This window comes from Pseudomonas sp. CCI3.1, assembly GCF_034313985.1.
Taxonomy (GTDB): domain Bacteria; phylum Pseudomonadota; class Gammaproteobacteria; order Pseudomonadales; family Pseudomonadaceae; genus Aquipseudomonas; species Aquipseudomonas psychrophila.
In genome coordinates this window covers 2,720,072-2,733,672 of record NZ_JAVIWO010000001.1, presented here as the reverse complement: position 1 = coordinate 2,733,672, position 13,601 = coordinate 2,720,072, and the positions used below count along the sequence as shown (strand labels likewise).

The 13,601-nt window shown below is 58.5% G+C and carries 11 protein-coding genes and 1 pseudogene; all 12 read left to right on the top strand.

Annotation, left to right across the window (positions count from 1 at the left end):
• The first annotated feature begins 38 nt into the window (after positions 1-38).
• Positions 39-899: an NAD(P)H-hydrate dehydratase gene (locus tag RGV06_RS12470; protein ID WP_322150115.1), complete on the top strand. Its 861-nt coding sequence runs from the start codon at positions 39-41 to the stop codon at positions 897-899.
• Positions 887-1,357 (top strand): tRNA (adenosine(37)-N6)-threonylcarbamoyltransferase complex ATPase subunit type 1 TsaE, encoded by a 471-nt coding sequence (gene tsaE / locus RGV06_RS12465; RefSeq protein WP_019826251.1) that lies wholly within the window; start codon positions 887-889, stop codon positions 1,355-1,357. Before RGV06_RS12470 ends, tsaE begins: the two co-directional genes overlap by 13 nt.
• A 2-nt stretch (positions 1,358-1,359) precedes the next feature.
• Positions 1,360-2,784, top strand: a complete 1,425-nt coding sequence (locus tag RGV06_RS12460) for an N-acetylmuramoyl-L-alanine amidase (RefSeq protein WP_197678352.1) — start codon at positions 1,360-1,362, stop codon at positions 2,782-2,784.
• A complete protein-coding gene (mutL, locus tag RGV06_RS12455; RefSeq protein ID WP_401015645.1) occupies positions 2,781-4,694 on the top strand; it encodes a DNA mismatch repair endonuclease MutL in 1,914 nt (637 codons plus the stop codon). Before RGV06_RS12460 ends, mutL begins: the two co-directional genes overlap by 4 nt.
• Positions 4,694-5,674 (top strand): tRNA (adenosine(37)-N6)-dimethylallyltransferase MiaA, encoded by a 981-nt coding sequence (gene miaA / locus RGV06_RS12450; RefSeq protein WP_046809175.1) that lies wholly within the window; start codon positions 4,694-4,696, stop codon positions 5,672-5,674. Before mutL ends, miaA begins: the two co-directional genes overlap by 1 nt.
• 90 nt (positions 5,675-5,764) lie before the next feature.
• A complete protein-coding gene (hfq, locus tag RGV06_RS12445) occupies positions 5,765-6,025 on the top strand; it encodes an RNA chaperone Hfq (protein ID WP_019411154.1) in 261 nt (86 codons plus the stop codon).
• 12 nt (positions 6,026-6,037) lie between these two features.
• Complete coding sequence (hflX, locus tag RGV06_RS12440) at positions 6,038-7,339, top strand: ribosome rescue GTPase HflX (protein WP_322150114.1); 1,302 nt, start codon at positions 6,038-6,040, stop codon at positions 7,337-7,339.
• Between the two features lie 96 nt (positions 7,340-7,435).
• Positions 7,436-8,617 carry an FtsH protease activity modulator HflK gene (hflK, locus tag RGV06_RS12435; RefSeq protein WP_019826241.1) on the top strand — a complete coding sequence of 394 codons (1,182 nt, stop codon included), beginning with the start codon at positions 7,436-7,438 and terminating at the stop codon, positions 8,615-8,617.
• Entirely contained in the window at positions 8,617-9,495 is an 879-nt protein-coding gene (gene hflC, locus RGV06_RS12430; RefSeq protein WP_019826240.1) for a protease modulator HflC, read from the top strand. Before hflK ends, hflC begins: the two co-directional genes overlap by 1 nt.
• 404 nt (positions 9,496-9,899) lie before the next feature.
• The gene (locus tag RGV06_RS12425; protein ID WP_019826238.1) at positions 9,900-11,087 is read left to right on the top strand and encodes an ATP phosphoribosyltransferase regulatory subunit; all 1,188 of its coding nucleotides are present in this window, start codon (positions 9,900-9,902) and stop codon (positions 11,085-11,087) included.
• 54 nt (positions 11,088-11,141) lie between these two features.
• On the top strand, positions 11,142-12,431 hold the full coding sequence (locus tag RGV06_RS12420) for an adenylosuccinate synthase (protein ID WP_019826237.1): 1,290 nt from the start codon (positions 11,142-11,144) through the stop codon (positions 12,429-12,431).
• Between the two features lie 419 nt (positions 12,432-12,850).
• Positions 12,851-13,594 (top strand): annotated as a pseudogene (locus RGV06_RS25790) (methyl-accepting chemotaxis protein); the annotation flags it as partial.
• Positions 13,595-13,601: the final 7 nt, after the last annotated feature.

Sequence of the window (13,601 nt, the reverse complement as noted above, 5' to 3'; positions counted from 1 at the left end):
ATGCGTATAATTCTGCCAGACATCGGAGCACGACACGTATGCCGCAGACCAAACACCTGTTAGCTGACCCCAAAGCCCTTCGCGCAGACACCCTGCCGCGACTGCCTGCGCGTGCCCCAAGCGCCCATAAAGGCCAGTTCGGACATGTGCTGCTGGTGGGTGGAGATCGCGGGTTTGGCGGTTCGATCAACTTGAGTGCACACGCCGCACTGCGGTGCGGTGCAGGGCTGGTATCGCTGGCCACACGCCCCGAACACGTGGCCGCCGCGCTGGTGCTGGTGCCTGAAGTGATGACGCTGGGCGTGTCTTCGGCCAATCAGTTGATGGATGTGTTGGCGCAGGCGTCGGTGGTCGTGGTTGGGCCGGGTTTGGGGCAAGCGCCCTGGGGGCGTAGTCTGTTGTCGGCTGCAGCGCAGGCAAAAATGCCTCAAGTGTGGGATGCCGATGCGCTGAATCTGTTGTCCAACGCAGTCATTGGGCTGGCGTCCGGGTCTGTGATCACTCCGCACCCTGGCGAAGCGGCGCGGTTGCTGGGCATCAGTACCGAGCAAGTGCAGGCAGACCGCCCGGCCGCGGCTCGGGCATTGGTTAAAAAATATTCAGTGGTCTGCGTTCTTAAAGGAGCAGGCACTCTGGTTGCAGGGCTGGAGGGTGAATTGGCCATTTGCAATCATGGTCACCCGGCCATGGCTACGGCCGGTTTGGGTGATGTGCTGGCAGGCGTGATTGGCGCGTTGCTGGCTCAGGGCATGAACGCCTTCGATGCGGCGTGCCTGGCGGTGTGGCTGCATGCCCGCGCCGGAGAACAACAAGGACAATTGGGCCGTGGGCTGGCGGCCAGTGATTTGATTCCAGCCATTCGTCTGTTGTTGGAGGAACACGCACCGTGCACGAAATAACACTGCAACTGGCCGATGAAGAGGCCATGACCGCCTTTGGCGCGCGCCTGGCGACCGTTACTCAAGGCCATGGCCTGATCTTTCTGGACGGTGATCTGGGGATGGGCAAAACCACCCTGTCACGAGGCTTGATTCGCGGCCTTGGGCACACCGGCTCGGTCAAAAGCCCGACTTTCACGTTGGTTGAGCCCTATGAGATTGGCGATATTCGAGCCTTCCATTTTGACCTGTACCGCTTGGTCGACCCGGAAGAGCTCGAATATATGGGGATTCGCGATTATTTCGACGAAGACGCCCTATGCTTGATTGAATGGCCCGATAAAGGTGCAGGCTTTTTGCCAAAGCCTGACCTGACCATTACCATTAGTGCGCACAACACCGGGCGTTTGCTGAAGCTGACGCCCCAAGGTTCACGTGGCGAGTCTTGGTGTGCCGCATTGGCACCGGAATACAAATAATGATGGGGTTTGGTATGCGCTTTCGCGCGTTAGTAAGTGTTGTTGGTGTGTTGCTCAGTGTCATGGCGGTCAACGCTTTGGCGGCGACACAGGTCAAAAGCGTGCGTTTGTGGCGGGCACCGGACAACACACGACTGGTTTTTGATCTGACCGGCCCGGTGCAACACAGTGTGTTTACGCTGACAGCGCCTGACCGCCTGGTGATTGATATCAATGGTGCGACCCTGGCCGGGCCGTTGAATGTGCAAACGGCCAATACGCCTATTACCAGCATGCGCTCGGCGCAACGAACCCCCACGGATTTGCGCGTGGTGATCGACCTGAAAAAGGCCGTTACTCCCAAGAGCTTTGTTCTGGCGCCGAATGCCCAGTACGGCAACCGCCTGGTGGTCGACCTGTATGACCAGGGTGCCGATCTCTCCCCAAGCCTGCCTGCCACCAACGTAGCCACTGTGCCTGTGATTCCGGTCACTCCGGCTCAACCTGACGTGAAACTGCCGCCGATTCCGAGCGGCAAACGCAGTGTGGTGGTGGTGATTGACGCCGGCCACGGCGGTGAAGATCCGGGTGCTTCGGGCTCTGCAGGTCAGCGTGAAAAAGACGTGGTGCTGGCGATTGCCAAAGAGTTGCAGCGCCAGATCAACGGCATGAAAGGCTTCAGGGCTGAGCTGACGCGCACTGGCGACTACTTTATTCCGTTGCGCGGCCGTACCGAAATCGCCCGCAAGAAGGGTGCCGACCTGTTTGTTTCAATCCACGCCGATGCCGCGCCGTCCAAGGCCGCCTTTGGTGCTTCGGTGTTTGCCTTGTCTGAGCGTGGCGCTACTTCTGAGACCGCCCGTTGGCTGGCAGACAGCGAAAACCGCTCTGACTTGATTGGCGGCGCGGGCAATGTGAGCCTCGACGACAAGGACCGCATGCTGGCGGGTGTATTGCTCGATCTGTCGATGACGGCTTCGTTGACGTCCAGCCTGAATGTGGGGCAAAAAGTCTTGAGCAACATCGGTCGGGTCACACCGCTGCACAAACAGCGCGTGGAACAGGCCGGGTTTATGGTGCTCAAGTCGCCGGATATCCCGTCGATCCTCGTTGAAACCGGGTTTATTTCGAACGCCAACGAAGCGTCGAAGCTGGCGTCGAGCAGTCACCAGCAAGCGCTGGCGCGTTCGATCAGCAGCGGCGTGCGCCAGTTCTTCCAGCAAAACCCGCCTCCGGGCACTTACATCGCCTGGTTGCGTGACACTGGTAAAATTGCTCAGGGCGCCCGCGAGCACACCGTTCGGCCCGGCGAAACACTGGCAATGATTGCCGTGCGTTACCAGGTGGGCGTTGCGACATTACGCTCCAGCAACAGCTTGAAAACCGATGAACTGAAAGTCGGCCAAAACCTGAATATTCCGGCCACCGCCTTGGCGGCCCAGCAATGAGTGACGGGGTGTTGAACAGCAGTGCGCGGATTGAACTGCTCAGCCCGCGCCTGGCCAACCAGATTGCCGCTGGCGAGGTGGTTGAGCGTCCGGCTTCGGTAATCAAAGAGCTTCTGGAAAACAGCCTCGACTCGGGCGCCAAGCGTATCGACGTGGATGTGGAGCAGGCCGGGATCAAGTTGCTGCGGGTGCGTGATGATGGCAGCGGTATTTCCAGCGACGACTTGCCGCTGGCGCTGGCTCGTCACGCCACCAGCAAGATTCGCGACCTTGAAGACCTTGAACGGGTGATGAGCCTGGGCTTTCGCGGTGAGGCACTGGCATCCATCAGCTCCGTTGCACGCCTGACCCTGACGTCGCGCACCCGTGGCGCCGATCAGGCCTGGCAGGTCGAAACTGAAGGGCGTGATATGGCACCTCGGGTTCAACCTGCCGCGCATCCGGTGGGTACCTCGGTTGAAGTGCGTGACCTGTTTTTCAATACCCCGGCGCGCCGCAAGTTTCTCAAAACCGAAAAAACCGAGTTCGATCATCTGCAAGAAGTGATCAAACGCCTGGCGCTGGCGCGGTTTGATGTGGCGTTCAATCTGCGCCACAACGGTAAAACCATCCTCAATCTGCATGAAGCCCATGACGATACTGCCCGCGCCCGGCGTGTGGCAGCAGTCTGCGGCTCGGCGTTTCTGGAGCAGGCACTGCCGATCGAAATCGAGCGCAATGGCCTGCATTTGTGGGGGTGGGTGGGGTTGCCGACCTTCTCGCGCAGCCAGGCCGACCTGCAGTATTTCTATGTGAATGGCCGTGCGGTGCGCGACAAACTGGTGGCCCATGCGGTGCGCCAGGCCTACCGCGATGTGCTGTTCAACGGTCGTCATCCGACCTTTGTCCTGTTTTTTGAAGTCGACCCTTCGGTCGTCGACGTCAACGTGCACCCGACCAAGCACGAAGTGCGCTTCCGTGACGGGCGCATGGTGCATGACTTTTTGTATGGCACCTTGCACCGGGCCCTGGGCGATGTGCGTCCGGAAGATCAACTGGCCGCGCCAGCGCCGGTTCCCGGGGCCGAGCGCGCTACGGGGCTCGACGCCGGAGAGTTTGGCCCGCAAGGTGAAATGCGCTTGGCCGCCAATGTTCTGGAGCAGCCGCAAGCGGCGCCAACCCAGCATGTCGCGGGCTCGGGTGCAGGCGCTGGCTATCAGTATCAGTACCGGCCTCAGCCTTCCGCGCCTTCAGTGCCTGTCGAAGAAGCCCGCAATGCCTATCGCGAGTTTTTTGCGCCATTGCCTGAAGCTGGCGCTGCGCCGCTGCCGGACGGGCAGGGTGATATCCCTCCGCTGGGCTTTGCGCTGGCGCAGCTCAAGGGTATTTATATCCTTGCCGAAAACGCCCAGGGCCTGGTGCTGGTGGATATGCACGCTGCCCACGAACGCATCATGTATGAACGCCTGAAAATCGCCATGGCCAGCGAAGGCCTGAGCGGGCAGCCGCTGCTGGTGCCGGAGTCGATTGCGGTCAGTCAGCGTGAAGCAGACTGCGCCGAAGAGCACGCCGAGTGGTTCCAGCGCCTGGGCTTTGAGCTGCAGCGTCTTGGTCCGGAAACGCTGGCCATCCGCCAGATCCCGGCCCTGCTCAAGCAGGCTGAGGCTCAGCGCCTGGTGCATGACGTGCTGGCCGACCTGATGGAGTACGGCACCAGTGACCGGATTCAGGCGCATCTCAATGAGTTGCTCGGCACCATGGCCTGCCACGGTGCGATCCGGGCCAATCGGCGTTTGGCAATTCCGGAAATGAACGGCTTGTTGCGTGACATGGAAAATACCGAGCGCAGTGGTCAGTGCAATCATGGTCGTCCCACCTGGACCCAAATGGGCCTGGACGACTTGGACAAACTCTTTTTGCGCGGTCGCTGATGACAGGTTCCAATGCTTTACCCCCGGCCATTTTTTTGATGGGCCCTACGGCTGCCGGCAAAACCGACTTGGCTATCGAGCTGACCAAGGTGCTGCCCTGCGAGCTGATCAGTGTCGATTCGGCGCTGGTTTATCGCGGCATGGATATCGGCACGGCCAAGCCTTCCAAAGAAATTCTGGCTGCACACCCTCACCAGTTGATCGATATTCTTGACCCGGCCGACAGCTATTCGGCGGCAGATTTTCGCCGCGATGCGCTCAAGGCCATGGCTGAAATCACCGCGCGCGGCAATATCCCGCTGCTGGTAGGCGGCACCATGCTCTATTACAAGGCCCTGACTGACGGCCTGGCCGACATGCCGGCGGCCGATCCTCTGGTGCGTGCGCAGCTCGAAGAGGAGGCTCAGCGCCTTGGCTGGCAAGCCTTGCACGACCAGTTGGCGGCCATCGATCCGGAGTCTGCGGCGCGGATTCACCCCAATGACCCGCAGCGTCTGACGCGGGCGCTGGAGGTTTATCGGGTCAGCGGCATGAGCGTGACGGCGCATCGGCAAAAACAATCTGAACAAACGACTAAAGCAGCGGCTTCTGGGCACAGCCAATTGCCCTATACTGTCGCGAATCTGGCCATCGCTCCGGCGAACCGTCAGGTGCTGCATGAGCGAATTGCACTAAGATTCGGGCAGATGCTGGAACAGGGGTTCATTGACGAGGTCATAAGTCTGCGCCGTAGAAGTGACCTGCATGCAGGGTTGCCGTCTATACGTGCTGTAGGCTACCGCCAAGTCTGGGATTACCTTGACGGCAAGCTGACAGCGGTCGAGATGCGGGAGCGCGGAATCATTGCCACGCGCCAATTGGCCAAGCGTCAGTTCACCTGGTTGCGCAGTTGGGACGACCTACATTGGCTGGACAGTCTGGACTGCGACAATCTGCCACGAGCCTTGAAATACCTGGAATCGGTCTCCATATTGAGCTGAGTCTTGGCAAATGCCGTCTATCCTATGGATGTGGCGACAGCGGTCATCTAATTTTTGTTTCTATTTTTTATCCTTACAGGAGTGCGGCATATGTCAAAAGGGCATTCGCTACAAGACCCTTACTTGAATACTTTGCGTAAAGAGAAGGTTGGCGTTTCCATCTACCTGGTCAACGGGATCAAGCTGCAGGGGACCATCGAGTCTTTCGACCAGTTCGTGATCCTGCTGAAAAACACCGTCAGCCAAATGGTTTACAAGCACGCTATCTCGACAGTAGTCCCGGTTCGTCCAATTCGTTTGCCAAGCGCAACTGAATCGGAACTGGCAGACGCTGAGCCAGGTAACGCCTGATAGGAGTCTGCTTTGTTCTTTGAGCGCCACGGTGGTGGTGAGCGAGCGATCCTCGTTCACTTGGAAGGACAGGACCCTGAGGCGCGCGAAGATCCGCAGGAGTTCCAGGAGTTAGCTGTGTCGGCTGGCGCCGATACCGTCGCGTTTTATAACGTGCCGCGTCATCGGCCATCAGCCAAATACCTGATTGGCAGTGGCAAGGTCGAGGAGTTGCGCGACCTGGTCAAGGCCGAGAAGGTAGACATCGTGATTTTCAATCACGTGCTTACGCCCAGTCAGGAACGTAACCTCGAACGTGTTTTCGAGTGTCGCGTGCTTGATCGTACCGGGCTGATTCTCGATATCTTCGCTCAACGCGCCCGTACCCATGAAGGTAAGTTGCAGGTCGAACTGGCCCAGCTTGACCACATGAGCACGCGCCTTGTGCGTGGCTGGACTCACCTTGAGCGTCAAGGTGGCGGCATTGGTATGCGCGGGCCGGGTGAAACCCAGCTTGAAACCGACCGCCGTCTGTTGCGAGTGCGCATCAGCCAGATCAAATCCCGCCTGAAAAAAGTCCGCAGTCAACGCGAGCAGTCCCGTAGAGGTCGCCAACGCGCCGATATCCCTACGGTGTCGCTGGTGGGCTATACCAACGCCGGTAAATCCACGCTGTTCAACAAGGTCATCGGCTCTGACGTATTTGCCGCCGACCAGTTGTTCGCCACGCTTGATCCGACCTTGCGCCGCCTTGATCTAGACGATCTGGGACCGATCGTGCTGGCCGACACCGTGGGCTTTATTCGTCACCTTCCGCACAAGCTAGTTGAAGCTTTCCGGTCTACGCTCGAAGAGTCGAGCAATTCCGATTTGCTGCTGCATGTGATCGATGCGCACGAGCCTGAGCGTATGGCTCAGATCGAGCAGGTGATGGTGGTGCTGGGCGAAATTGGTGCGCAGGACTTGCCGATTCTCGAGGTCTACAACAAAATCGATTTGCTTGAAGGTGTCGAGCCGCAGATCCAGCGTGATGCCGATGGCAAGCCGCAGCGGGTCTGGTTGTCGGCCCGTGATGGTCAAGGGTTGGAGTTGCTTGAGCAGGCCATCGCCGAGTTACTGGGCAATGATTTGTTTGTTGGCACCTTGCGCTTGCCGCAACGTTTTGCTCGACTGCGTGCACAGTTCTTCGAACTGGGGGTTGTGCAAAAGGAAGAGCATGACGATGAGGGCTCCAGTCTGTTGGACGTACGCCTGCCGCGAGCCGAGTTAAACCGCTTGGTCAGCCGCGAAGGGATGCAGCCGCTGGAATTCATCGAAGAACACACTTTGCAATAAAAGCCTCGCAAAGCGGCTGTGCCGCTGTGATAGGCATTCTGTAGCATTGGTCGGCGCGCCGTGGGCGCGTCTTTGCTTTATCAGATGGAGAGCGCTATGGCTTGGAATGAGCCGGGTGGCAACTCGAACAATCAAGATCCTTGGGGTGGCAAACGCCCTAATAATGGCGACCGCAAGGGTCCACCAGATCTCGACGAGGCCTTCCGAAAGCTGCAGGAAAGCCTGAATGGGTTGTTCGGTGGTGGGAAAAAACGTACTGGCGGTGGCGGCAGTGATGGTGGCTCGAATGGCAAGGGCGCCGGTTACGGCTTGCTCGGCATCGGCCTTGTCGTACTGGCGGCTGCCTGGCTGTACAGCGCTGTCTATGTAGTCGACGAGCAGGAGCAAGCCGTCGTGCTGCGCCTGGGCAAGTACTACGACACCGTTGGGCCGGGTCTGAACATCTACTTCCCGCCGTTCGATAAAAAGTACATGGAGAACGTGACGCGTGAGCGTGCGTACACCAAGCAGGGTCAAATGCTGACTGAAGACGAAAATATCGTCGAAGTGCCGCTGACCGTGCAGTACAAGATCAGCAACCTGCGTGATTTCGTGTTGAACGTTGATCAGCCGGAAGTCAGCCTGCAACAGGCCACTGAAAGCGCCTTGCGTCACGTAGTGGGTTCCACTGCGATGGATCAGGTGCTGACCGAAGGTCGTGAGCAGATGGCTGTAGACATCAAGGAACGCTTGCAGCGCTTCCTCGATACCTACAAGACCGGTATCACCGTGACTCAGGTCAACGTACAAAACGCAGCGGCACCGCGTGAAGTACAGGAAGCCTTTGATGACGTGATTCGTGCCCGTGAAGACGAGCAGCGCGCCCGCAACCAGGCAGAAAGCTACGCCAATGGCGTGGTGCCGGAAGCACGCGGTCAGGCCCAGCGCATCATCGAAAACGCCAACGGCTACCGTGACGAAGTGATTTCTCGTGCCAAGGGTGAAGCCGACCGCTTTACCAAGCTGGTTGCCGAGTATCGCAAGGCTCCGGATGTAACGCGTGATCGTCTGTACCTGGACACCATGCAGGATGTCTTCAGCAACACCAGCAAAGTACTCGTGACCGGCAACAAAAACGGCCAGAGCAACTTGCTGTACTTGCCATTGGACAAAATGATTGAAGGCCGTAATGGCAGCAACCCGGCAACGGGTTCGGCAGCTGCGGCGGGCAATAACGACTCGGCATCCCATGCCAAGTCGGACATGCCGACACCACCGCGTACCAGGGAGAGTCGCTGATGAGCAATAAATCGCTGATCGCCCTTATTGTTGCCGTTGTCGTGGCGATTGTTGCCTGGAACAGCTTCTACATCGTTTCGCAAACCGAACGTGCCGTTATGCTGCGCTTTGGTCGTGTGGTGCAGGACGATGTTCCGCCGGGTCTGCATGTGAAGATTCCTTACGTCAACCAGGTGCGCAAGTTTGATGGCCGCTTGATGACGTTGGACGCTCCGACTCAGCGTTTTCTGACGCTGGAAAAGAAAGCAGTAATGGTTGATGCATTCGCCAAGTGGCGTGTGAAAGATGCGGGTCGCTTCTACGCTGCGACGTCGGGTCTTAAGCAAGTTGCTGACGAGCGCCTGTCGCGTCGTCTCGAATCGGGGCTGCGTGACCAGTTCGGTAAGCGCACGCTGCATGAAGTGGTGTCCGGTGAGCGCGATGCGCTGATGGCTGAACTGACTGCATCGCTGAACAAAATGGCTGAAAAAGAGCTGGGTATCGAAGTTCTCGATGTTCGGGTCAAGGCCATCGACCTGCCGAAAGAAGTTAACCGCAGCGTTTTCGAACGTATGAGCAGTGAGCGTGAGCGTGAAGCTCGTGAGCACCGCGCCAAGGGTAACGAACTGGCAGAAGGCATTCGTGCTGACGCCGATCGTCAAGCCCGCGTGCTGTTGGCTGAGGCGTATCGTCAGTCCGAAGAGTCGCGCGGTGATGGTGATGCCCAGGCTGCTGCGATTTACTCCAAGGCTTATGGCCAGGATCAGGAGTTCTACAAGTTCTATCGCAGCCTGCGCGCTTACCGCGAAAGCTTTGCGAACAAGAGCGATGTACTGGTTCTTGACCCAAGCAGCGATTTCTTCCGCTACCTGGAAAAATCCAAGCCTGCGCAACAGTAAAAACGCTTGAAGCCTGTGGGTGGGAGTGAGCCTGCTCGCGATGCGGTCGACTTGATTTGTCAGGCAAGCCGAGTTGATTACATCGCGAGCAGGCTCGCTCTCAACTGAAAGGGCCTCTCTTTAGGAGGCTGCATTCACTCCGCTTGGCGGTCAAATTGCCTGGCGGGGTGATCCTTTTAGAAAACGGGTGTATGATGCGGCAGCCGGGAAATTCCCGGCTTTTTTGCGTCTGCATGTTTGATTGACCGAATGGCTGTTACAGCTTCGGCAGATTTTTCGAGGAATGTGCTGTGTAAGCCTGTCGCTTGGGCTTTTTTGCTGTGCGCGTTCAAGACGCAGCCACGTTCTGCTTTACTCAAGGCTCGCCTGCTGGCTGGCCGCCCGGATCATAGGGGAATGGCGTAATGGCAACGGTAGACCGCTGGCTCTTGCCAGATGGCATCGAAGAAGTACTTCCACCAGAGGCAGCCCGCATTGAAGTGGCGCGCCGTCAGGTGTTGGATCTGTTCCAGAGCTGGGGCTATGAGTTCGTCGTCACCCCGCATATCGAATACCTGGAGTCTTTGCTGACAGGGGCTGGCCAGGATCTCGACTTGCGTACCTTCAAGGTTATTGACCCGCAAACGGGTCGCCAGATGGGTTTTCGTGCCGACATCACGCCGCAAGTGGCGCGCATCGATGCGCATACCCTGCGTCGCGAAGGCCCGAGCCGTCTGTGCTACGCCGGTAGCGTGCTCCATGCGCAGCCGCGTGCGTTGTCATCCTCGCGCAGCCCGATCCAGTTGGGTGCCGAGTTGTATGGCGATGCAAGCCCGAGCAGCGACGTTGAAGTCATCAGCCTGATGTTGGCGATGTTGCAACTGGCCGATGTGCCGGATGTGCACATGGACCTGGGGCATGTTGGTATTTACCGTGGTCTGGCCCGTGCGGCCAACCTGTCGGTTGAAGTGGAACAACAATTGTTCGACGCCCTGCAACGCAAGGCGATCGACGAAGTAACGGCCTTGACCGAAGGTTTGCCGGCTGATTTGGCAGGCATGCTGCAGGCATTGGTTAGTTTGTGTGGCGGCCGCGAAGTGCTGGTTGCTGCGCGTGAGCGTCTGGCCAAGGCTCCGGCCCAGGTCATGGCTGCTCTGGATGACTTGCTGGCGATTGCCGAGCGGTTGTCTGTGCGTTTCCCGCAGTTGCCGCTGTATTTTGACCTGGGTGAGTTGCGTGGTTATCACTACCACACAGGTGTGGTGTTTGCGGTCTTTGTACCGGGCGTTGGGGACTCCATCGCCCAGGGCGGTCGTTATGACGATATAGGTGCTGTTTTCGGACGTGCCCGTCCGGCTACCGGTTTTTCGACCGATTTGAAAACCCTGGTGACCCTGGGGCGTGCTGAAGTCGAGCTACCGTCTGGCGGTATCTGGATGCCTGACAGCACAGATGCGGCACTCTGGCAGCAGGTTTGCCAGCTTCGCAGTGAAGGTCAGCGTGTGGTTCAGGCGTTGCCTGGGCAACAGCAGGCTGGTGCCCAAGAGGCAGACTGCGACCGCCAATTGATTCAGCAGAACGGCCTGTGGCAAGTAGTGCCGCTGGTTTCTTGAGTTTTCCTGCCGGCGGCTGCCGGCACCAAGTTTGCGCGAATGAGGACAAGTGTTATGGGTAAGAATGTCGTAGTCCTGGGCACCCAATGGGGTGATGAGGGCAAAGGCAAGATCGTTGATCTGCTGACCGAACATGCTGCCGCTGTAGTGCGTTACCAAGGTGGCCACAACGCTGGCCACACGCTGGTAATCGACGGCGAAAAAACCGTATTGCACCTGATTCCGTCGGGCGTGTTGCGCGAAGGCGTGCAATGCCTGATCGGCAACGGTGTCGTGGTTGCTCCCGACGCCCTGCTGCGTGAAATCATCAAGCTGGAAGAGAAAGGCGTACCGGTGCGCGAGCGCCTGCGTATCAGCCCGTCCTGCCCGCTGATCCTGTCCTTCCACGTTGCGCTGGACCAGGCGCGTGAAAAGGCCCGTGGCGAGCTGAAGATCGGTACTACCGGTCGTGGCATCGGCCCGGCTTACGAAGACAAGGTTGCTCGTCGTGGCCTGCGTGTTGGCGATCTGCTGAACATGCCGCGCTTTGAAGCCAAACTGCGTGAACTGGTGGACTACCACAACTTCATGCTGGTGGGTTTCTACAAAGAGCCAGCCATCGACTTCGACAAGACCCTGGCCGAGTGCAAGGAATACGCCGAGCTGCTCAAGCCGCTGATGCTGGACGTGACTGCCGAGCTGCACGACCTGCGTCGCGCTGGCAAAGACATCATGTTCGAAGGCGCCCAAGGTTCGTTGCTGGACATCGACCACGGTACTTATCCGTACGTGACCAGCTCCAACACCACTGCTGGCGGCGTTGCGACCGGTTCGGGCGTTGGCCCGATGTTCCTGGACTACATCCTGGGCATCACCAAGGCTTACACCACTCGCGTAGGTTCGGGCCCGTTCCCGACTGAGCTGTTCGACGACGTCGGCGCTCACCTGGCCAAACAAGGTCACGAGTTCGGTGCTACCACCGGCCGTGCTCGTCGTTGTGGCTGGTTTGACGCCGTTATCTTGCGTCGCGCTATCGATGTGAACAGTATTTCGGGCATTTGCCTGACCAAGCTGGACGTACTCGACGGTCTGGAAACCATCAACATCTGCGTCGGTTACACAGACGCAAATGGTGTTGAAATTGCTCCGACCGATGCTGACAGCTACGTAGGTCTTCAGCCTGTGTACGAAGAAGTACCGGGCTGGACTGAATCGACCGTGGGTGCAAAAACCCTGGAAGAGCTGCCAGAGAACGCACGTGCTTACATCAAGCGCGTTGAAGCACTGATCGGCGCGCCGATCGACATTATCTCGACTGGCCCGGACCGTAACGAAACCATCGTTCTGCGTCACCCGTTCGCTTAAGTCGCTGTTGATGTAAAACAAAAGGCCCCTCGGGGCCTTTTGTTGTTTCTGCCGGGTGTGCGGCACGACCCTTGCTGTGATAACCGCCAATAAGGGTGCTATCAAAATAATGGCACTTAAGTGGAGGGTTTTCTGTGTCTGCCGTTCTCTCACTGTTACAAAGCCGTCTGCTGCGGCCTGTATTCGTTACCCTAGGTATCGCTCTTTTGGTGCAAGTGCTGGTGGCTGTCGCACTGACGCGGAGCACGGTGACTGCCCTGGAGTCTGATCTGGACACTCGTCTTGGAGCTGACAGTCAAAAGCTCACTGCAGAACTGGAACAGGCCGGGCGTGAAGTAAAGGGCAACCTTGAAGCTCTCTCCGGCAGCACTCGCCAGCGCCTGACGGCGGGCCTCGAGCCACGCTTGAAAGACGAGCAAATGCAACTGCGCGAAGCGCTGGAAAAGAACCTGCAGGACTCGGCCAACGACATGGCCCAATTGCTGGCTGCCGTGGCGCCGCGTGCAATCTGGGACAGTGACGTGCCTACGCTGTCTGATTTCGCCCGTCGTGCGCAACGCAATCCCAATGTGTTGTTCGTGGTGTATGACGACGCCACTGGGCAGCATCTGACGCGTTACCTCAATCGCGATAACCCGATCAACCAGGCACTTTTGGCCAAGGGCAAGGGAGAGCGAGCGCTGGATAAAGTTCTGGACGCCGCACGCCACGACCCGTCGGTGTATTACCTCGAAGCTTCCATCAACCCTAATGGGGTCGAGATCGGCAAAGTATTGATGGGGGTTTCTACCGCCTCTGTTGAGCAGGACCTGGCGGCCCTCGACAAGCGTTTTGCAACCTTGATTGTCAACAGCGAGCAGTTGGTCGGCGAAAGCCTGCAGGGCGCTGCGAGCGACAGTTCAGCAGCATTGAGTGCGCGTCTGGAATCGGCGCAGGCTGCTGCGGCACAGATGCAGGCAAACACCGCGCAAACCGTGCGCGAGGCGGCAGATACCTTGCGCTGGCGTATTGGCATGGGCCTGGCAATTGTCGGCCTGGGCGTATTGCTGTTGCTGGCCGTGGTGCTGGGGCGGCGTGTGGTCAACAAGTTGCTGCTGCTGATTGCGGCCCTGAATGATCTGGCGGCGGGTGAGGGGGATCTGACCAAGCGCGTGGGACTTAACAGCAAGG